Origin of the sequence: Aidingimonas halophila, assembly GCF_900106955.1 — a bacterium.
Taxonomy (GTDB): Bacteria; Pseudomonadota; Gammaproteobacteria; order Pseudomonadales; family Halomonadaceae; genus Aidingimonas; species Aidingimonas halophila.
In genome coordinates this window covers 14470-34974 of record NZ_FNNI01000004.1, presented here as the reverse complement: position 1 = coordinate 34974, position 20505 = coordinate 14470, and the positions used below count along the sequence as shown (strand labels likewise).

The following is a 20505-nucleotide window of genomic DNA, read 5'->3' as shown; positions in this document are numbered from 1 at the left end:
AGCTAGGCAGACCATCACAGTTCACCGGCCTTCGAGAAACGTCAATGAACATTCTTATTGCACCAGACAGTTACAAGGATGCCCTGAGCGCCCGGGACGCCGCCCAGGCCATTGCACAAGGCGTGCAACTGGGCTTGCCCTCGGCCCACTGCCACCTCTGCCCAATGGGAGATGGCGGCGAAGGTACCCTGGACGCCCTACTCGCCGCCACCGGTGCGGAGCGCCGACAAATCACCGTCCACGATGCACTGGGACGCGAACGTGAAGCCACATGGGGTTGGTTGGCTGAGTATCAGACCGCGTTTATCGAACTGGCCGAAGCGTGTGGCTTGCAACACCTGACACCTGATGAGCGTACGGCACTGCACAGCACGACATATGGTGTGGGGGAACTGATAATTGCCGCTCTCGACGCCGGTGCCAACCACCTGCTGCTGACATTGGGAGGAAGTGCCACCAACGATGCAGGCGCCGGTATGCTGGCCGCCCTGGGCGCTTCGCTTCGGGACGGACGAGGCAAGACATTGCCGCCCGGTGGCGCGGCTCTGGCGCAACTGGAGACCCTTGACCTGTCCGGGCTCGATACCCGTCTTGCGGATGTCACGATCGAAGCTGCCGTCGACGTCGATAATCCGCTGCTCGGCCAACATGGTGCCAGCGCGGTATTCGGCCCTCAGAAAGGGGCGACGACTGCCGATGTCGAACGCCTGGACCTGGCGCTCGCTCACTTCGCCGACCTGACAGCCGATCAGTTGCGCCATGATGAGCGCGAGCGACCCGGTGCCGGCGCTGCCGGTGGCATGGGATTCGCCGCCAGCGCCTTTCTCAACGCCAGCCTGCGCCCCGGCATTGACCTGGTGATGGAGCAGGTTGGCTTCGATGCCTTGCTCGACAGGGCTGACCTGGTCATTACCGGCGAAGGACAACTCGATGGGCAGAGCCTGGCCGGCAAGACACCTATCGGGATCGCTCGACGCGCCATGAGCCATCATGTGCCCACCGTGGTGCTGGCGGGCCGTTTGGGTACGGGATGGCAGGCAGCCCATGCGCAGGGCGTCACTGCTGCCTTTGCACTCGCCGATGGCCCCATGAGTCTCGACGACGCCTTGCTGCGCTGCCCCCAATTACTCGCTGAGCGCAGTGAGAGCCTGATCCGGATCATCACCGCATACAGCAGCGAAATGCCTTGAAAACAGGGAGCGTCGCCAAGATGTTCTCCGGTAACGATGCCATTGACAGCCCCTATCGTAGCCATCGCCCGATGTTGCTTACCGCCTGTTTTTGCGCAGCGTAAAATCATCGAACTATCGATTCCGGATCAAGGAGGTCCCATGAGTGAGACGAATGCTATTGGCCTGCATGCCGACAACGCCAATCGTCTGGCGGAGAAGCTCAACGAACTGCTGGCGAACTACCAGATTTTCTACATGAACGTCCGGGGCTATCACTGGAACATCAAGGGCCCCAACTTTTTCGAACTACACACCAAGTTCGAAGAGTTCTACACCGACCTGTTGGTGAAAGTCGATGAAGTGGCGGAGCGTATCCTGACGCTGGGTGCCCAGCCCGTCCATGCCTACAGCGACTACGTGAAGATCTCTCGTATCGAGGAAGACAAGAATGTCAGTGACGGTCAGGCTTGTGTGAAGGGCATCATGCAGGGTTACCAGAACCTGATCGAATTGCAGCGTGAGATCCTCTCGCTGGCCTCCGATGCCGATGACGAAGGTACCGCGGCACAGGTCAGTGACTATATCCGTGAACAGGAAAAAACGGTGTGGATGCTGAGCGCTTATCTCGGCTGACGTGCGCTGTGTAACCGTTCGCTCCGCCCGCCCCGAGTCCCATGCTGCATGCCATGATGGCGTCGCCCTGTCCGGGCGACGTCAGTCTTTTCCGTGTCTGACACCGTCGCCATGCCGCGACAGACTGTGAAAGCATCGCGAAAGTCACACAAACGGCGCCTTCATCCCCCCACAATATCACCACCGCCGATATACTTCAGAGTATGGGAACGGCATCGACCGACATGCCGCCCGAGTGTCGACGGAGACAACCCATGGACCGCTTCACGTTCATGACATACAGCCTGCGCAGCCTGCTATTCGGCATACTGCTGGTTTTGCCATTGATATTGGCTACATCCGCCTTCGCTGATCATGACCGACGTGGTGGATATCACTACCACACCTATCATCACCACTATCATGACTCGGATCATAAAGCCGGAAAATGGCATCACAGAAGCCTGCAACGCTCTCACAAGCCCAGGCGCCACTGGCGAAGCTATCGCACCCCTACCAGACCTCATTACGACCGCCGTCCGCCACGACATGACCGGCGTCATCACCACAGGCATTCATACACTGTCCCCTTGGTGACGGTCGGAGGCGTCCCGGTCCTCATTATTCGTGCCGACTAGCAGGATCGGCCGTGGCCAGATCCTCGATCAAGGTGCGCAACATCCGCCAGAACTCGGGGACCGAATCCAGCTCGACCCGTTCGTCGGGAGAGTGGGCCCCTCGGATCTGTGGTCCGAAGGACAGCATGGATAGGTGAGGGTATTTACCTCCCAGAATCCCGCACTCAAGGCCGGCATGGATCACCTTGGCGTCAGCCTGCTTGCCGAGCGTATCCCGATGCAATTGCACGAAGCGAGCCAGCAACGGACTCTCCGGGTCTGGTGTCCAGCCAGGATAGGCATTCTCGACCCGCGTCTCAGCACCAATCAGAGCGAACAGTGCAGCGAACCGATCGGCCATGTCTTGCGTTGCGCTGTCGCGCAACGACCGCACCAGGGCACAGAGATAGAACCGGCTGTTATCCAGCACTACCACCCCGAGATTGTTCGATGTCTCGACCACACCGGGCACATCGGTACTCATGCGTTCCACACCGCAGGGAGCGGCATGCAGGGCATTGATCAGATAGCGGCTGGCCGGCGGCGTCAAGGCCTGCTCAGTGTGTGATGTCTCTACCGGTGACAGGGATACGCTCACGGCATCATCCACGCCCTGCAACTCGGTACGAAACACCGACTGCAGCTCATCGACCATCGCCGATGCGGCATCGATCGCACCAGCCGGCATTGCCAATGTAGCGAAGGCTTCACGCGGAATCGCATTGCGCAGGGCCCCACCCCGATAATCGATCAGACGCGCGTCGTATGTCTGCAGATGGCGCAACACACGCACCAGCAAGCGATTGGCGTTTCCCAACCCCTTGTGGATATCAAGACCGGAATGTCCCCCCTGCAGACCGGTCAGTGCCACGTTCACGATGGACTCATCCACTTGCACGTCCTGGGTCGGCAAACCAGCTTCGACCACGACATCGGCACCACCAGCGCAACCGATGAAGACCTGTTCGCGGTCCTCGGAATCCAGATTCAGCAGGATATCGCCATCGAGCCAGTTGTCATCCAGTGCCAGGGCACCCCCCATGGAGGTCTCTTCCTGGAGTGTGAACAGGGCCTCGAGTGGCCCATGAATCAAAGAGGTATCTTCGAGAATCGCCAGTGCCGCCGCGACTCCGAGGCCGTTGTCAGCCCCCAGGGTCGTCCCGCGGGCACGCAGCCAGCCATCGGCAATATAGGTGTCGATAGGATCACGGGTAAAATCGTGGTCATGGCTGGCATTGGCCTCGGCAACCATGTCCAGATGTCCCTGGAGGATGATACCCGGCGCCGACTCATGACCCGTTGTGGCCGGCTTGCAAATGCGAAGGTTGCCGAAACTGTCACGATCGTAAGCGAGACCCTGGCTATCGGCCCAAGCTTCAAGATGGGAGACCAGCGCCTCCTCTCGGCCGGAAGGACGCGGGGTCTCGCACAATATCCGGAAATGTCGCCACAGCGGTTGTGGCTCCAGCGTATCGAGATGCTCGTTCATGGAATCGCCTCGCTCATGTGTCGTTATCATTCGTGTCGTCATCCCGACGCCCAGCCCTCGTCAAGGCCACGCCGCCAGCGTGCCAGTGCCTCTTTCAAGCGCTGTCTCACCTGCTTCCCTCCCGACAGCGACAGTCGCCGTGCCAGCCATGCCGGATCACGTCCCTGAAACAGCACGGCCACCAACAGCCAGGCATCATCATTCAACGGCGCGCCTTGACGCAATCCCAGCCGAGTCAATGCCTGCAACGCCGGCCGCGCGAGGCCAGGCTCACGGTTGCCCGAGATGACATCCTCGGCGTCGCGCCATGCGTCGGCGGAGAGTGTCTGCCCATCGCCTTCGCTCAATATGGCGGCCCCCACCAGGGGGTCGAGACGACGTAACTCGAATGCCAGCAGAGCGGGCAACAGTGCCTGAAACCGATTGGCCAGCGCGTTCGCAAGCTCTTTGCCTGCCGCACTGGTACCACGAACGACCATGAGAGCATGTTCACCGCTGGCGGCTTCCCTTGTCAGCCCCACACGCACGGCTCGGAAGCCTTGGTGTCGCCAGAACGCCATGAGTCCAGGGTCAGCGCCGAAGCTGGCTCCCAGCAAATCGATCTCATCGTCGCTCGCACGGTTCACTTCGCCGGACAATAATTGCGCGCCCCAACCGTGGCGCCGATAGCTCTCGTGTACGGCAATCCGCCATATTCGGCGCACCCGCGAAGTCAACGCTTGTCGAGAACCCGCATGCGCCGCCAATGACTGCGCCAGCAAGTGTCCCTGTGGGCGTCTGAAGCCAAGCGCGACCTGATCGGCAAGTGAGCGATCGAATCCCCCTTCATCCACGGTCACCACGACAGCCACAGGTGACCGGGCGACCTCCTTTCCCGCCAGGGAAACACCAGGACCATCCAGCAGGCGCCGAAGATCACTGGGTTGCGTCCGATAGTGCGCCTGGACCAACAGCCCAAAAAGCGCTCGCAGTCGTATCTCATCGCTGGCCAGCATCGCAGGTGACCAACGAACCGGAGTCGGGCCGGCCGACACAACCGTTTCCGATGGTTCAGCGTCCAGCATCAACAACCGGGATGTCACCGATTCCAACGGATCGCCGGATGCCCAGCGCACCGGCTCGGCCATGTGGCAGCCGCGCCACTCGGGTGTCAGTTGGTCGAGCCGATCGCGAAAACGCAAGGCGAATCCACGCCCCGCGCCCTCATAGCCGTGCACGGTGGTAGCAAAGGCAATGCGGGGAAACACCACCAGCCAGTACCCAAGTAACGGCGCAGGAATGGCAGCGGCTTCATCGACCAACAATATACTCCCACGACCGCCGGGGGCTTCTTCATCTTCATCCAGCGCAGTCAATGCGTCAGGAGCAGCGAAGCGTACCCGATGTGCCCTATCACCATCCATCAAGGTGAAACAGTGACGCTGTCGTTCACCCTCAGGACATAGCACCTTCAAGCGCTCGAACAATGCCTCTACCGCACTGGAACGCGGCGCCGTCACCCAGATGTCACGCTCCCCGGCCATCAGCAGACGTGCACAGGCAATTCCCAGCGCCGCGGTTTTACCCCGGCCGCGGTCCGCCGTGATAACCAGTGGGCGACGGCGACGCAGGCGAGTCAGACGTTTCACGGCCAACGCCTGATCCGACGTCAGGCAGTCGGGATCGTGACATGTCGTCGCCGGTGAATGGCTTGTTTTCAGCGGGGGCAGACTCAGCGCTTCCAGTACCGGCCAGTGAGCGATGTCATCTGCATGAGTCAGGTGGCGAGACAATCGTCGCAAATAATGTGCCGACAACTGCGACGGTTCATAAGGGTATTCGGCCAGACGCCGATAATCGGCATCCGGGCGGCAGCCCCAGTCGACCGGCGTCAACAGAACCAGCAGCCCCCCGGCCGTAATCGCACCGGAGAGGATCCCGAAGGCCTCCGGATCAAAGCCGTCATTGGTTCCGACCGCATCCATGACGACCAGGTCGCACTCTCCACCGAGGCGCGTGCGCGCCTTCTCCGGCGATAACCAATGCTCGTCGTCCGCCATCCAGGCAGGTGCCACGGCGGACACCCATATCGGCACCGTCCACCGGATACCCTCCCAAATGGCTCGAGCACGGCGGTAACAATCTCCGCTCTCCCCGGTCACCCACAGCAACCCTCGCCATCGCTGCACCTGCAGCTGTGATGACCAGGACTGCAATGCTTCAATAACGGGGTCATCGGACGTTGCCGATGTCACTTGCGACGCTCCGACCACTGTCCCGGAGGGCTTCTCATTCGCCGGCATCAGAGACACTTCCCCTCGCTGCTGAAGTCGAATGTACGACCTGATACTATCTGATTTCTCATCATGACGCCCTCAACCCCTGTCTGGCCATGCCATTGAAAGGAGCGCCCGCTTGTTCAGTGCCACCAGTCCCAGATCGACCTCGCTTCCCGGACGACTCACGTCACATCTCAGTCCCTGGACTGTTCTAACGCTTGTCATCGCGGCGATCGTGGCGCTACCGGTATTGATCATCCTCGCTCATATCGTCGTGCCTACGAACGACATCTGGCAGCACCTCGCCAGCACGGTGCTCAGTCGTTATATCGGCAATACGTTGGTTCTCGTGGCAGCAGTCGGGATCGGCACTTTTGTCATCGGCACCGGAACCGCCTGGCTGGTCGTGATGTGTCGTTTCCCGGGTCGCCGTTTCTTCGAATGGGCATTGTTGCTACCGCTGGCGGTGCCGACGTATGTCATCGCCTACGCCTACACCGATTTCCTCCAATATGCCGGTCCCTTGCAGACTTGGCTGCGTGAACTGTTCGACTGGGGGCGCGATGACTATTTCTTCCCCAGCATTCGCTCGCTCGGCGGCGGCGCCACACTGATCACGCTGGTACTCTATCCGTATGTGTACCTGTTGGCTCGTGCCGCGTTTCTCGAACAGTCGGTCTGCGTACTCGATGTGGGACGGACCCTGGGACGAGGACCATGGCGTCTATTCGCCGGAATTGCCGTGCCTCTAGCCCGGCCGGCCATCGTCGGCGGGGTCTCCCTGGCCTTGATGGAGACCCTCAATGAATTCGGCGCCGTCCAATTCTTCGGCGTCGATACGTTTACCACCGGTATCTATCGCACCTGGTTCGGTCTCGGGGAGCAGGTGGCCGCAGCACAGCTCGCCGCCTGCCTGCTTGCCTTCGTCATCCTCTTCGTGTTGCTCGAGCGATGGTCCAGAGGAAAACGTCAGTATTTCCATACCTCCAGCCGTTATCAGCAACTGCCGGAGTTCCCGCTACATGGCTGGCGTGCTATGGGCGCCTACATCGCGTGTGCCACACCGGTATTGATCGGTTTCATCCTGCCGTGCGTACTACTCGGCCATCTCGCCATCGAGCAAGGAGATGCGCGACTTGGCGCCAATTTCATGCAATATGCCGGTAACAGCCTGATACTGGCGGTGATTGCTGCGGTCATCGCTGTCGGTTTCGCTGTGCTGCTCAGCTATGGTGCCCGGCTCCACGACAGTCCGGTAACTCGTACGGCTACCCGTATCTCAGCGATGGGCTATGCCATCCCCGGCTCGGTCATCGCCGTGGGTATTTTGATTCCTTTTTCATGGCTGGATAATCAAATCAACGCCTGGACGCGCGCGCACTACGACATGCTGGTCGGCCTGATTTTCAGTGGCTCGGCCTTTATCCTCATCTATGCTTATGTCGTGCGCTTCCTCGCCGTATCATTCAATGCCGTTGAAGCGAGTCTCGGCAAGGTGACACCGGCAATGGATGCCGCTGCACGTACACTTGGCCATACCGCCGGCGGTACGCTACGCCGAGTACATACGCCCATCATGCGTGGCAGCCTGCTGGCAGCCGGTATTCTGGTATTCGTGGATGTCATGAAAGAATTGCCGGCAACCATCATTCTCCGGCCCTTCAACTTCGATACACTGGCCGTGCGAGCGCATAATCTGGCTTCCGATGAACGCTTGGCCGAGGCGGCTACATCATCGCTAGCCATCGTCGCTGTGGGCATACTCCCGGTAATCTTCCTGAGTGCCGCCATGCGCCGCTCGCGCCCCGGTAGCCGCCGGAAAGACGAAGACTTGTGACGGATCGAGCCGAATCGAGATCGGCTGCCCCTCCGCCGGCAGAAAGACACCGGGAACACGGGCATGAAGGTGCGCTTCCTGGCCCGTCTGACCATGAGCACAAATATGTAACAAACTGGTCCTGCCCAGCAATTTCGCCATGATCACGTGGCTGTACCGATGAGATGTCCCCGATTCAGGGAGTTCGGCCACATGCAGGGCTTCGGGGCGAATCAATACCTGAGCACACGCCCCATCAGGCAATCCCCCCGCATCGACTGGTCCCAAAGGGGTTTGAACGCCCCCCCCCTGGACACGGCCGCTCAACTCGTTGACATCACCGAAGAACGTCACGACGAAGGGATCCCGCGGATAGCAATAAAGCTCCCGCGGTGTGCCGATCTGTACGACACGCCCCGCCTTCATCAAGGCGATACGATCGGCCATGAACATCGCCTCTTCCGGGTCGTGCGTCACCAGTAACGTTCCCGCACCAGCTCGCTTGAGAACATGCAGGGTGTCATCACGAATTCTGTCGCGCAGCCGTGCGTCCAGACTGGAAAACGGCTCATCCAGTAACATCACCTGTGGCTCCGGTGCCAACGCACGAGCCAGAGCAACCCGCTGTTGCTGGCCTCCCGACAAGGTATGCGGGTAAGCATTGGCATACCGCGCCATGCCAAGCTGTTCCAACAGGTCCAGCGCCCGTTGACGTCGTTGGCCACTCGGTTGGGACTTGATACCGAAAGTGACGTTCTCGATGACGCGGAGATGGGGAAACAGTGCCGAATCCTGAAATGCCAGGCCGACATTGCGTTTCTCCGGCGGCAGAGATCGGTGGCCCGACGCAGCCACTGAGTGATCATTGATCGCCACACTCCCTTGTTGAACGTCCTCCAGGCCTGCGGCAATACGCAACAGGGTGGTTTTACCGCATCCAGATGGCCCCAAAAGGCATACCACCTCCCCCGAATGAACGTCCAAGCTGACATCATGCACCGCCTCGAGTTTTCCGTAACGGTGATGAATGTGCTGCATGGAGAGCACTCGGGCAGGTGACGGTGTCGCTTGGCGACGGTTCGCTTCGGATCGGGAAATCATCGGCTGGGCACACAACTAATCCATTGACGGCAAACTGCATGGTATCGCGCTGCCAATGCTAATACGAGTCAATCTGTCCCGTATTGGCTTTGCTCCATTGTCGTTACCTCTTGGCAACCCCCGCTTTTAGCCGATAGAGGTTGACGGTCGTCATCCAAGGATGTTCAATGCGAAACACGAAATGCTAATTATTATTGTTCATTTGCACCGTGCAATACTCCACACAGCCACAACAACCCATGAGGCTCAAGATGCTCAACCACTATCGTTTATCGATTCCCTTGACCGCACTGCTGGCGGGTTCCGCCTTTGCTACCACCGTCTCGGCCGATGAACTCAATCTCTATTCCGCTCGTCACTATGATTCGGATGAAGCCCTCTATGACGCCTTCACCGAACGTACCGGCATCGAAGTCAACGTGCTCGAAGGCGATTCGGATCAGCTCATCGAACGCATCGAGCGGGAAGGGGAAGCGAGTCCAGCCGATGTCATGATGACCGTCGATGCTGGTCGCCTGTGGCGTGCCGAGCAGGAAGGCATCTTTCAGGGTATCGAATCCGACGAGCTCAATGAGCGGCTGCCCGATTCCATGCGTCATCCCGACGGTCAATGGTTCGGCTTCAGCCAACGTGTACGTGCGATCTACTATAATCGCGATAATGTCGATCCTGGTGAGATCGAAAGCTATGAAGATCTTGCCGATCCCCGCTTCGAGGACAGCGTCTGTATTCGTTCGTCCAATAATATCTACAATCAGTCCCTTCTGGCATCCATGATTGGCCATCACGGTACCGAAGAGGCGGAAGAATGGGCTCAGGGTGTCGTCGATAATTTCGCGCGCGACCCCGAAGGGGGGGATACCGATCAAATCCTCGGTGTTGCCAGCGGCGAGTGCGATATCGCTGTAGCCAACCACTATTATTATGTCCGGTTGCTCAAATCCGACGATGACGCCGAGCGTGAGGCTGCCCGCAAGGTTGGCATCATCTTCCCCAATCAGGATGGCCGCGGCGCACACGTGAACGTTGGCGGTGCAGGTGTCGTCGAGGGAGCGCCCAATCGCGACAACGCTATCGCGTTCCTTGAGTTTCTCGCCTCCGATGAAGCACAGGAAGCCTTCGCCTCCGGCAACAATGAATTCCCGGTCGTGGAAGGCATCAAGAAGGACCCGGTGCTCGAATCCTGGGGTGACTTCAAGAAGGATGACATCAATATCAGCAAACTCGGTGAGAATAATCCCGAGGCGGTGCGTATCTTCGATCGCGTCGGCTGGCGTTGATCAGCGCTCAGGCTTCGCCCTGACCTACAGGCCCGCGGTGGACCCCGCGGGCCTTTTCATGCAACAGCGCCGGTAGACTCAGTGCGCTTCGTCCCAGTTGGCCCCACTTTCGGCCTCAACGATCAGAGGCACTTTGAGTTCAGCGGCATCCCGCATGAGAGACGTCACGGTACCGGTGAAGTCATCGACCTGGTTGTCCCTGACTTCGAAAACTAGTTCGTCATGGACTTGCATCACCATCCAGGCATCGAAGTCCGACTGCCGCAACCAGTGATCGACATCAATCATTGCCCGCTTGATGACATCGGCAGCCGTGCCTTGCATGGGCGCATTGATGGCAGTGCGCTCCGCTGCCTGCCGGCGCGCATGGTTCTGTGCTTTGATCTCAGGCAGATAGAGCCGCCGACCGAACACCGTTTCGACAAAGCCATCCTCGGCCGCTCGGGAACGAATCCGCTCCATATAGCGAGCGACTCCCGGATAACGGTCGAAATAGCGGTCGATATACGTTTGAGCCTGATTGCGTTCGATATGGAGCTGGCGAGAGAGTCCCCAGGCACTCATCCCATAGATCAGGCCGAAGTTGATGGCCTTGGCACTACGCCGCTGATCGCTGGAGACCTTCTCCATATCGATGCCGAAGACCTCAGCCGCCGTTGCCGCATGGATGTCGAGATCATTGGCAAACGCGTCAAGTAACCCCTTGTCCTCGGAAAGATGCGCCATGATACGTAACTCGATCTGAGAGTAGTCGGCCGCCACGATACGATAGCCGGGGCGAGCCACGAAGGCTTGACGAATCTTTCGGCCCTCGTCGGTACGAACAGGAATGTTCTGCAGGTTGGGATCACTCGACGACAGTCGGCCAGTTGCTGTGACCGCTTGATGATAGCTGGTATGCAATCGTCCGGTCTTGGCACTGACCAACTGAGGCAGCTTGTCCGTGTATGTCGACTTGAGCTTCGACAGTCCTCGATGCTCCATGATGAGCTTTGGCAAGGGATAGTCCAGTGCCAGTTCTTCCAGCACTGATTCAGCCGTGGAAGGAGCTCCCTTGGGGGTCTTTTTAATCACGGGAATCTTTTGCTCTTCGAAGAGAATCTGACCAAGCTGCTTGGGGGACCCCAGGTTGAACTCACGGCCGGCCAGTTCGAACGCCTTCCCCTCAATGTCGTGGATGCGTGACGCCAGCTCCTGGCTCTGCGACTGCAGCCGCTGGGTATCCAATGCCACGCCATTGCGCTCTATTCGCGAAAGGACCTTGATCAGCGGCCGCTCCAGAGTATCGAGCACGTCAGCGAGGCGCCCTTCGGCCTCCACGCGGGGACGCAACTCATGATGAAGGCGTATGGTAATATCGACATCTTCACAGGCATAAGGCAGCGCCTGCTCCAGGTCGACCTGGTTGAAGGTAAGCTGCTTTGCCCCCTTGCCGGCGATATCCTCGAAATGAATGGTCGTCTCTCCCAGGTACTTGAGTGCGAGAGAGTTCATATCATGACGCGTGGCCGTGGAGTTGAGCACATAGGACTCCAGCATGGTGTCATCCAGAGCGCCCGCAACGTCGATGCCGTAATTGGCCAGCACGGAGATATCATACTTGAGATTCTGCCCGATCTTGGCTTTACGGTCATCTTCCCAAAGCGGTTTCAGCGTATCCAGCACGAGTTGGCGGTCGAGCTGGACCGGGGCATCGAGATAATCATGCGCCACCGGTATATAGGCGGCCTCACCGCGCTCGATCGCAATGCCTATCCCGACGATGGCCGCTTCCATGTAATCGAGACTGGTGGTCTCCAGATCGAAGCAGAACGTATCGACTTCATGGAGACATTTGACCCAGGCGTCCAACTCATCCCGAGTCAGAATCATGACATCCCGACGTTCGGCCGATGAGGCAGGATCGTTATCCTGGCTGGAGCCTTCGCTTACGGCCTGTCCGCCCGAGATATCATCGACTCCCTCGTCCTGGCCTTCAAGGAGCTCTGCCAGCCACCCCTTGAATTCAAGATCACGATAGAGTTCGAGCAAACGGTCGCGATCCGGCTTGGCCACGTCGAGATCACTCAACCCCACCGGCAATTCGCAATCGGTCTTGATGGTGGCCAACTGGTACGAGAGAAACGCCTGATCGCGATGCGCCTCAAGCTTCTTGGGCAGACTCTTGGCTCCGCGCACACTCAAGGTAGTGATTTTGTCCAGATCGGCATACAGGGTGTCGAGTCCACCGATGTCCTGCAGCAGTGCCAGGGCCGTCTTTTCACCGACGCCGGGCACACCGGGGATATTGTCAATCTTGTCACCCATCAAGGCTAAAAAATCGATAATCAATGAAGGTGGCAAGCCAAACTTCTCTTTTACGCCCTCGCTATCCAGTGTCTCGCCCTTCATGGTATTGACCAGAGTGATATGCCCATTGACGAGTTGGGCCATGTCCTTGTCACCCGTGGAGATGACGGCGTCTCGGCCGGCTTCAGTGGCGTGCCGGGCAAGGGTCCCGATCACGTCATCAGCCTCGACGCCTTCGATACAGAGCAACGGTAGCCCGAGCGCCCTGACACATTCGTGTAGTGGCTTGACCTGAGCCTTGAGATCATCGGGCATGGGAGGGCGTTGCGCCTTGTACTCCTCGAACAGTTCGTCACGGAAGGTCTTGCCCTTGGCATCGAAAACGACGGCCATGGGACTCTGCGGGTAATCCTTGAGCAAGCGCTTCAGCATGCTGAGCACCCCTTTCACTGCTCCCGTCGGCTGACCATTGGACGCCGTCAGTGGCGGCAAGGCGTGAAAAGCGCGATACAGGTATGACGAACCGTCAACGAGGACGATGGGACTGTCGGCCATGGCGTTACCTTCCTTGAATGCAGCAATTCAATTCATGATACGCAGTCGACCGTGTCTCGTCAGGCACGAAGCGGCCAAGCCTGATAAAATATCTCTCCATTGTCACTGGGAACGGAGTCCGATTAAGGAGACATATGGGGTATCGAAGCCTCCTGCGTGACCACAAGCAACTGCTTAGCATCGCTTTCCTGGCCTTGTTTTCCTCAAGCCTGGGACAGAGCTATTTCGTGGGGTTGTTTCAGGCGCCAATCTCCGAACATCTCGGATTCAGTGCAGGCCAGTTCGGTACAGCCTACGCCATCGTGACACTATGCGCCGGCTTCGCCATGCTCCGTATCGGCCCCAGCATCGACTGGATTCCCCCCCGCCGTTTTGCATTGACCACGTTGATCGCCATGACAGCCGGTGTCCTGATATTGACCCTGTCTCCTTGGTGGGCAGTGGGACTTATTGCTCTGGGGCTGGTCCGGTTCTGTGGACAGGGCATGATGACACACCTGGGCAATACCTTGGCAGGGCGCGAGTTTACCCGAAATCGAGGGCGCGCTCTGGGACTGGTGAACCTGGGCATCCCTCTGGGAGAAATCGCCCTCCCTCCGCTGATCGCCACGTTATTGATCTGGTTCGAATGGCGCCTCATTTGGTGGATATTCGGCGCCGCGCTCCTTTGCCTGTGGCTCCCCCTGCTTCTACGTGGTCCTTGGCCAGCGGCTCCCGGCGCCAGGCCGAACCGGCAAAAACGCCGAGAGGGGCCCAGTCCGTTCCGCGAACGTCACTTCTGGCAGATATTGCCATTGCTGATGGCGCTGCCCATCACAATGACCGGCCTGTTCATCTATCAAGCCCAGATGACATCCGACCTGGGAGCCTCCTTATCCACTTATGCTCTGGCGCTGGCCGGCATGGGGATCGCCAAGCTACCCGGTGCACTACTTGGTGGTCGTTGGGTCGACAAGCTCGGTCCGGCGCGGGTTGCTCGGCTCTATTTGATTCCCTACACCCTGGCAATGATGGTCGCCATTACATTGGGCGGCGATATCAGTATCTGGGCGCTAATGATTGGCGGTGGCCTGGGGATGGGCATGCAAGAAGCCATTGCCACCAGCGTTCTCATCCGCCTATGGGGAGCGGAACATCTGGGACGCTTGCGCGCCACCTTAAGCGCCTGCATGGTCTTTTCCACAGGTATCGCGCCAGCCATTCTAGGGCTCGCCATCGATCTTGGCGCCCATTTCACGGCTATCCTGATCGGGATGCTGGCATTCATCATCGCCGGCTGGAGCCTGGCCCGGCGTCCTCTGGGTAAAATCAATGCCGGAATGAAGTGATTTCAAAACAGTGTTGTCAAACCGGTAACCACTCCCCGAGCCTATTGGCAGGAGGTCGTCATGCGCACCATCAAATCCTTGGTCACCACCGTCGGAACCACGACGTTGCTGGCTTGTTCATGCTGGGTGCTGGCTCAGGAGCCTGACGTCACCGAACGTCAGGAAGATGATCGCACCATTCGTGAATATCGCTATCAGGGCCAGCTTTATGCCATCGAGATTCTTCCTGAAGAGGGAGGCGCCTATACCTTGGTCGACCATGAAGGCGATGGCGACTTCGAACGCGAGACGAACGGAAGCACCGAAATCCCGCAATGGCTACAAGAGGATGATTGATCACGTCTCCTGCCACTGCCGTACTGCACATCATAGCGAAACACCAACATTGATCCGGTTCGTGCATCAGGGCAACAAGACGGTACAATGTGCCGCTTGGCAACCCTGGCGAGAGACACATGGCTGTATTTACTCCGCTAAGCGAAACTCAAGTCATCGACTTTCTATCGCGCTTCGACATCGGTACGCTGGCCCATCTGGAAGGAGTCGCCAGCGGTACCGAAAATACCACGTATTTCGTTACCACCGACCAGCGCGACTGCGTACTGACGCTGTTCGAACAAGGCGATCATGATGAATTGCCTTTCTTCGTCGACCTACTCGATTACCTGGCAGACCATCGCCTACCGGTACCGGGTCCCGTGCACGATCGTCAAGGCATAGCACTGCAGAGTCTCGCCGACCGCCCCGCACTGTTGTTTCCGAGATTACCGGGCACTTCACCGAGCGCCCCCGACCTGTCTCAATGCCGGGCCTTGGGACACACGCTGGGACGGATGCATTGCGTATCTCGCTATTTTGACGGCCATCGCCCCAATCCACGCGACCTGCATTGGTTAGTGGCCATGCACCACCGTGTCCTGGTTTATCTGTCGCCAGACGACCAAGCCTTGATGGCGGATGAAGTGGACGCCTATCAGAGCTATTTCGGTGATGCCCCGGAATTGCCACAGGGCGCGATACATGGCGACCTCTTCCGCGATAACACGCTATTCGAAGGAGACCGGTTGGGCGGCATCATCGATTTCTACAATGGTTGCACCGGCGATCTGCTCTTCGATCTTGCCATCGTTATCAACGACTGGGCGAGTGACGAGGCAGGGCATCTTGACAAGGCACGCCATGACGCCATTCTAGAAGCCTATATTGCTGAACGCCCTCTGACCGATGCCGAGCGCAATGCGTGGCCGATGATGCTGCGCATGACCGCGTTGCGTTATTGGCTATCCCGTTTATTGGTCATCTATGTCGACCCGCCAGCCCACGACCTGACGCCACATGACCCTCAGCGGTTTCGAACGATTCTGAAGACCCGCCTCAATGAAGGCTCACTGCCATTACCCCAACGGAGTCCGGCATGACATCACCCGCTGCCAACGCTCGTCGTATCTATAATATCGATCAGTGGGGCAGTGGCTACTTCGACGTCGATGACGACGGCCATGCACTGGTCAGGCCGCTGGGCAGTCATTCCGATGGCCCGGCATTTCCCCTCGCCGCACTCACCGAGGAAGTGCGCGCCGCCAACCTGCGTCTCCCGGTACTGATTCGCTTCACCGATATTCTCCATGACCGCGTCGAACAACTGTGTGCCGCCTTCGATGATGCCATGTCTCGTGAGGGCTATTCCGGTGGCTATTCGGCCGTCTATCCGATCAAGGTCAACCAACAGCGGCGTGTCGTCGAGGAAGTGCTGGCAACCCAGGAACGCGGCCATGACCGAGTGGGCCTGGAAGCCGGTAGCAAGCCCGAATTGCTGGCTGTACTGGCGCTTTCCGGCGACAGCCCCTCACTCATCGTCTGCAATGGCTACAAGGATCGTGAATATATCCAGTTAGCACTGATGGGGGAAAAACTGGGCCACCGGGTCTACCTCGTCGTGGAGAAGTATTCCGAACTCGAACTGATCCTGGAAGAGGCCAGCCGGCTGGCGGTGACGCCGCGAATCGGGCTCCGAGCCAGGCTATCTTCTGTCGGGAGAGGCAAGTGGCAGAATACCGGAGGCGAGAAATCCAAATTCGGTCTCACGGCCGTACAGATCCTGAAGGTCATCGAGCGCTTACGCGAGACCGGCTCTCTCTCAAGCCTACAATTGATCCATTTCCATCTGGGATCGCAGATCGCCAATATTCGCGATATCCAGCGCGGACTACGGGAATGTGCTCGCTTCTATCAAAGCCTGCACGAACTAGGGGCACCGGTCGACACCGTGGATGTCGGTGGCGGCCTGGGAGTCGACTACGAAGGAACCTCCTCGCGTAACGAATGCTCGATCAATTACTCGATGCATGAATATGCCGGCAAAGTGGTCTCGGCATTTCGGCAGGCCTGCGACGACGCCAAGCTACCCTATCCGCATGTCATCAGTGAATCCGGCCGTGCGCTCACCGCCCATCACGCCGTACTGATCACCAACGTGATCAGCGAGGAGCGTATCAATGTCCATCCGCCCGAGCCTAGCGTCAATGGCGATCCCATGGTCGATGAGTTATGGCGGGTATATCAACGCCTTAGCGATATGATAGCCTCCCGGGGGCTTCTTGAGGCCTATCATGACCTAGTCCAGGCAATGGGGGAGTTGCAGGACCGTTATGTCATGGGACTGACCGACATCACCGCCCGGGCCGAAGGCGAGGGGGTCTATTTTGCGGCGTGTGAACTGTTGCGTTCACTTCTCGATCCACGCAACCGTGCCCACCGTGAAATCATTGACGAATTGGCCGAAAAGCTCGCCGACAAACTGTTCGTCAACTTCTCTCTGTTCCAATCGATGCCCGATGTCTGGGGAATACAGCAGATCTTTCCGGTGCTACCTTTGACTGGGCTGGACCGGACGCCTACCCGTCGAGGCATTATCCAGGACATTACCTGCGATTCAGATGGTCGTATCGACAGTTATGTCGATGGACAGGGTATCGAATCCACGCTGCCGCTCCCGGAGTGGCGTGAGGGAGAAGAGAAATTACTGGGATTCTTCTTGGTCGGAGCCTATCAGGAAATTCTCGGCGACCTTCACAACCTGTTCGGTGATACGGATTCGGTAGATGCGGCCATAGACGCCGACGGGCAATGGCGGTTATCCCATCACATCCACGGCGATACCGTCAGCGATGTCCTCGACTACGTCAACTTTGATGCCAATGTCCTTCGTCAGCGACTGGCGGTTCAACTGGAAAAGAGTTCACTTTCTGCTCATGAAAAGCAGCGTTTCCTGAACGATCTGACCGCCGGTCTGGAAGGCTACACGTATCTGGAATGAGCGGGAGGCAGTTCACTCACTCGGCAACTGTCGTGGCAACGCTGAGTCCGCCCGTCAGTGAGAATTCCAGTCTGGAGCCTCTCGGCAGTGGTCCGACACCCGCGGGCGTGCCTGTCAGAACAACATCTCCGGGCAGCAGCGTGAAATGCCGACTCATTTCCGATAGTAGCGTCGGTACCGGAAACAACATGTCGGCTCCTTCTCCTTGCTGGCGAAGCTCGCCATCAATATCGAGGCGAAAGGCCAGCGCGTTCCAATTGGGCACCACATCCACCCGCAGGAACTTCGACATCGGACAGGCGCCATCGAAGGACTTGGCCCTCTCCCAGGGATGCCCGTTTTCTTTCAGACGAGATTGAACATCCCGCAGTGTCAAATCCAGTGCCAAACCAATCCCCACGACGGCACGTTGGGCTTCGGTTTCATCGGCATCAGTGAGCGTTTTTCCAATCAGCAAAGCCAGCTCGGTCTCGAAATGCACTTCACCCCGCGAAAAAGGCGCATTAATGACGTCCTCCAATGGCACAGCACTGGTCGAGGGCTTAATGAACAATAGCGGCTCGCGAGGAACGGGGTTATCCAGTTCCTTGGCATGATCAACGTAATTCCGACCCACACAAACGATCTTGCCAAGTGCCTCGGAATACTTCTGACCATCATTGAAACTCGGCACGAAGCGCATCGTGATACTCTCCTCAACATGGTGCCGGTGAGTGGACTCGAACCACCGACCTACGCATTACGAGTGCGTTGCTCTACCAACTGAGCTACACCGGCGGGGAGGACCGATACTACTGCGAGGACAGCGATACGGCAAGTGATGGCAGTTACAGTGAAGGCGACTGGGTAGCAACAAAAAACCGCCTCGGCAGGCGGTTTTGATATCTCGCAAGCGATTGAAAAACAATGCTTTTGATTGGTGCCGGCACCAGGAGTCGAACCCGGGACCTACTGATTACAAGTCAGTTGCTCTACCAACTGAGCTATGCCGGCTATACACGCAATGCGGGTTGGCGTGGCTGGGGTAGCAGGATTCGAACCTGCGCATGGCGATACCAAAAACCGCTGCCTTACCACTTGGCTATACCCCAGCATATGGTGGCCAGAGACGGAATCGAACCGCCGACACGAGGATTTTCAATCCACTGCTCTACCGACTGAGCTATCTGGCCGTGCCAACGGCGCGTATTAAACTAGAAAGGCCTTACCCCGTCAAGGCTTCCATTTCAAAAAGATGCCGGACAATGCCTGGGGTTACTCCTCCGGCGGTACATAGCCTTCAGCCTGGTCGGTTTCTTGGTTATCCAGGAAACGCTCCATCTGCTCCATCAGGTATTCCCGCGATTGCGGATCCAGCATGTTGAGATGTTTCTCATTGATCAAACGTGTCTGCAACGCTTGCCACTCTTCCCAGGCTTGCTTGGATACACTGGCCTGTATCTCCTGCCCTTTCTTGCCGGGCAACGGAGGGAAAGGCAGCGCTTCCAGCTCTTTCTGGTACTTGCGGCAGAATACGGTTTGCGACATGACTACAACTCCTGACTATCGGTGTGTCGGCGATGATACGGCATCGGATGTGAGTGTTTCGAGAAGAGCCTTGACCGGTGCAGCCAAGCCAAGGTTCGGAGGGCTGACAGGATCATACCAGCAGCCTCCGCAATCGCTCACTGCCACACCATGAGGCGAATGCACGGGTACCGGCGTGATGAAAAGACGAAAGTGACTGAAAGTGTGTGTGAATACCGACCAGATATCCTCGACCGAAGCGCCAGGAGAATACGTTGCCAGCCAGTCTTCCAGCGACGTCATATCGTCGAACTGCGGGAAACACCAGAGTCCTCCCCAAATACCGGCCCCCGGACGCTGCTCGAGATAGACGCACCCTGCGTCATCATACAGCAATAACATCAACGTCTGGCGCTCGGGCAGGCGCTTCTTGGGTTTGCTTTCGGGAAAACGACGCTCCTCCCCCCTGGCATGGGCGACACAGACATCCTCGAAAGGACACAGCAGGCAGCTCGGCTTACCTCGAGTGCATACCATCGCTCCTAGATCCATCATCGCCTGAGAATACTCAGGCAAGTCAGTATTGGGGGTATAGCGGTCGGCGAGTTGCCAAAGTATCCGCTCGACCGAGGTACGACCGGGCCAACCTTCGATGGCGTGCAGGCGCGTCAGCACCCGCTTGACATTGCCATCGAGGATAACCGCTCTACGTCCGGTACTCAGACTGATGATGGCGCCGGCCGTCGAGCGCCCGACCCCGGGCAGGGAAGCCATCTCCTCCAGGCTGTGAACAGGGAATTCCCCGCCATAGGCCTCCATGACGAGACATGCTGCCTTGTGCAGATTTCGTCCGCGAGCGTAGTACCCCAGGCCGGTCCACAGGTGCAATACCTCATCTTGTGAAGCGGCAGCGAGAGAGGCCACATCCGGGAACCGTTCCATGAACCGTTCGTAATATGGGATCACGGTTGCTACCTGAGTCTGCTGCAGCATGATCTCGGAAACCCACACACGATAGGGCGTTTTGTCATACTGCCACGGGAGAGCCTTGCGTCCGTTGGCTTGATACCAGGTCAGGACTCGACGCTGAAATTCATTTGGTGTCAGGCCGATTTCGAGTAAGTCACTCATGCATCACTCAATGCGAAAAAAAGCGCCGACATGAT

15 protein-coding genes and 4 tRNA genes are annotated in these 20505 nt (G+C 58.2%); 8 read left to right on the top strand and 11 right to left on the bottom strand.

Annotated features, from left to right (window positions below; genetic code table 11):
• Positions 1–44 precede the first annotated feature (44 nt).
• On the top strand, positions 45–1190 hold the full coding sequence (locus BLW01_RS08375; protein ID WP_092569069.1) for a glycerate kinase: 1146 nt from the start codon (positions 45–47) through the stop codon (positions 1188–1190).
• Positions 1191–1331: 141 nt separating this feature from the next.
• Complete coding sequence (locus BLW01_RS08370) at positions 1332–1805, top strand: Dps family protein (protein ID WP_092569068.1); 474 nt, start codon at positions 1332–1334, stop codon at positions 1803–1805.
• A gap of 600 nt (positions 1806–2405) precedes the next feature.
• Here BLW01_RS08370 and BLW01_RS08360 read toward each other — a convergent pair.
• Positions 2406–3890, bottom strand: a complete 1485-nt coding sequence (locus BLW01_RS08360; RefSeq protein ID WP_092569066.1) for an aminoacyl-histidine dipeptidase — start codon at positions 3888–3890, stop codon at positions 2406–2408.
• Positions 3891–3928: 38 nt separating this feature from the next.
• On the bottom strand, positions 3929–6172 hold the full coding sequence (locus BLW01_RS08355; protein WP_092569065.1) for a tRNA(Met) cytidine acetyltransferase TmcA: 2244 nt from the start codon (positions 6170–6172) through the stop codon (positions 3929–3931).
• A gap of 112 nt (positions 6173–6284) precedes the next feature.
• Here BLW01_RS08355 and BLW01_RS08350 point away from each other — a divergent pair, with 112 nt between their 5' ends.
• A complete protein-coding gene (locus tag BLW01_RS08350) occupies positions 6285–7985 on the top strand; it encodes an ABC transporter permease (RefSeq protein WP_092569064.1) in 1701 nt (566 codons plus the stop codon).
• On the opposite strand, the gene BLW01_RS08345 is transcribed toward BLW01_RS08350, so the two are convergent.
• Complete coding sequence (locus tag BLW01_RS08345; protein WP_092569063.1) at positions 7887–9002, bottom strand: ABC transporter ATP-binding protein; 1116 nt, start codon at positions 9000–9002, stop codon at positions 7887–7889. The two genes, BLW01_RS08350 and BLW01_RS08345, sit on opposite strands and share 99 nt — an antisense overlap.
• 314 nt (positions 9003–9316) lie before the next feature.
• Between BLW01_RS08345 and BLW01_RS08340 the strand changes: the two genes are divergently transcribed.
• Entirely contained in the window at positions 9317–10345 is a 1029-nt protein-coding gene (locus tag BLW01_RS08340) for a Fe(3+) ABC transporter substrate-binding protein (RefSeq protein WP_092569062.1), read from the top strand.
• Between the two features lie 78 nt (positions 10346–10423).
• Here the strand turns inward: BLW01_RS08340 and polA are convergent, their stop codons facing one another.
• Positions 10424–13189 (bottom strand): DNA polymerase I, encoded by a 2766-nt coding sequence (polA, locus tag BLW01_RS08335; protein ID WP_092569061.1) that lies wholly within the window; start codon positions 13187–13189, stop codon positions 10424–10426.
• A gap of 134 nt (positions 13190–13323) precedes the next feature.
• On the opposite strand from polA, the gene BLW01_RS08330 reads away from it, so the two are divergent.
• The 4 genes from BLW01_RS08330 to speA all read left to right on the top strand — a co-directional run bounded on the left by BLW01_RS08330 (position 13324) and on the right by speA (position 17833).
• Complete coding sequence (locus BLW01_RS08330; protein ID WP_092569060.1) at positions 13324–14517, top strand: MFS transporter; 1194 nt, start codon at positions 13324–13326, stop codon at positions 14515–14517.
• 60 nt (positions 14518–14577) lie between these two features.
• Positions 14578–14853: a DUF2782 domain-containing protein gene (locus BLW01_RS08325; protein WP_092569059.1), complete on the top strand. Its 276-nt coding sequence runs from the start codon at positions 14578–14580 to the stop codon at positions 14851–14853.
• A 119-nt stretch (positions 14854–14972) separates the two neighbouring features.
• The gene (locus tag BLW01_RS08320; RefSeq protein WP_092569058.1) at positions 14973–15935 is read left to right on the top strand and encodes a homoserine kinase; all 963 of its coding nucleotides are present in this window, start codon (positions 14973–14975) and stop codon (positions 15933–15935) included.
• A complete protein-coding gene (gene speA / locus BLW01_RS08315) occupies positions 15932–17833 on the top strand; it encodes a biosynthetic arginine decarboxylase (RefSeq protein WP_092569057.1) in 1902 nt (633 codons plus the stop codon). Before BLW01_RS08320 ends, speA begins: the two co-directional genes overlap by 4 nt.
• Positions 17834–17849: 16 nt before the next feature.
• Here speA and BLW01_RS08310 read toward each other — a convergent pair whose 3' ends face one another.
• From BLW01_RS08310 to mutY, 7 genes are all read right to left on the bottom strand, one after another.
• Entirely contained in the window at positions 17850–18515 is a 666-nt protein-coding gene (locus tag BLW01_RS08310) for a fumarylacetoacetate hydrolase family protein (RefSeq protein ID WP_092569056.1), read from the bottom strand.
• A gap of 19 nt (positions 18516–18534) precedes the next feature.
• Positions 18535–18610, bottom strand: a tRNA-Thr gene (locus tag BLW01_RS08305).
• Positions 18611–18750: 140 nt separating this feature from the next.
• Positions 18751–18826 (bottom strand) — tRNA-Thr (locus BLW01_RS08300).
• Between the two features lie 23 nt (positions 18827–18849).
• A tRNA-Gln gene (locus tag BLW01_RS08295) sits at positions 18850–18924 on the bottom strand.
• Positions 18925–18929: 5 nt separating this feature from the next.
• A tRNA-Phe gene (locus BLW01_RS08290) sits at positions 18930–19005 on the bottom strand.
• An 82-nt stretch (positions 19006–19087) separates the two neighbouring features.
• Positions 19088–19360 carry an oxidative damage protection protein gene (locus BLW01_RS08285; RefSeq protein ID WP_092569055.1) on the bottom strand — a complete coding sequence of 91 codons (273 nt, stop codon included), beginning with the start codon at positions 19358–19360 and terminating at the stop codon, positions 19088–19090.
• 15 nt (positions 19361–19375) lie between these two features.
• Positions 19376–20470 (bottom strand): A/G-specific adenine glycosylase, encoded by a 1095-nt coding sequence (gene mutY / locus BLW01_RS08280; RefSeq protein ID WP_092569054.1) that lies wholly within the window; start codon positions 20468–20470, stop codon positions 19376–19378.
• Between the last annotated feature and the right edge of the window lie 35 nt (positions 20471–20505).

What these genes read in the sequence shown, in the direction of transcription:
- BLW01_RS08375 (WP_092569069.1), top strand. Translation starts at nt 45, where the DNA reads ATGAACATTCTTATTGCACCAGACAGTTACAAGGATGCCCTGAGCGCC.
- BLW01_RS08370 (WP_092569068.1), top strand. Translation starts at nt 1,332, where the DNA reads ATGAGTGAGACGAATGCTATTGGCCTGCATGCCGACAACGCCAATCGT.
- BLW01_RS08360 (WP_092569066.1), bottom strand. Translation starts at nt 3,890, where the DNA reads ATGAACGAGCATCTCGATACGCTGGAGCCACAACCGCTGTGGCGACAT.
- BLW01_RS08355 (WP_092569065.1), bottom strand. Translation starts at nt 6,172, where the DNA reads ATGCCGGCGAATGAGAAGCCCTCCGGGACAGTGGTCGGAGCGTCGCAA.
- BLW01_RS08345 (WP_092569063.1), bottom strand. Translation starts at nt 9,002, where the DNA reads ATGCAGCACATTCATCACCGTTACGGAAAACTCGAGGCGGTGCATGAT.
- BLW01_RS08340 (WP_092569062.1), top strand. Translation starts at nt 9,317, where the DNA reads ATGCTCAACCACTATCGTTTATCGATTCCCTTGACCGCACTGCTGGCG.
- polA (WP_092569061.1), bottom strand. Translation starts at nt 13,189, where the DNA reads ATGGCCGACAGTCCCATCGTCCTCGTTGACGGTTCGTCATACCTGTAT.
- BLW01_RS08330 (WP_092569060.1), top strand. Translation starts at nt 13,324, where the DNA reads ATGGGGTATCGAAGCCTCCTGCGTGACCACAAGCAACTGCTTAGCATC.
- BLW01_RS08325 (WP_092569059.1), top strand. Translation starts at nt 14,578, where the DNA reads ATGCGCACCATCAAATCCTTGGTCACCACCGTCGGAACCACGACGTTG.
- BLW01_RS08320 (WP_092569058.1), top strand. Translation starts at nt 14,973, where the DNA reads ATGGCTGTATTTACTCCGCTAAGCGAAACTCAAGTCATCGACTTTCTA.
- speA (WP_092569057.1), top strand. Translation starts at nt 15,932, where the DNA reads ATGACATCACCCGCTGCCAACGCTCGTCGTATCTATAATATCGATCAG.
- BLW01_RS08310 (WP_092569056.1), bottom strand. Translation starts at nt 18,515, where the DNA reads ATGCGCTTCGTGCCGAGTTTCAATGATGGTCAGAAGTATTCCGAGGCA.
- BLW01_RS08285 (WP_092569055.1), bottom strand. Translation starts at nt 19,360, where the DNA reads ATGTCGCAAACCGTATTCTGCCGCAAGTACCAGAAAGAGCTGGAAGCG.
- mutY (WP_092569054.1), bottom strand. Translation starts at nt 20,470, where the DNA reads ATGAGTGACTTACTCGAAATCGGCCTGACACCAAATGAATTTCAGCGT.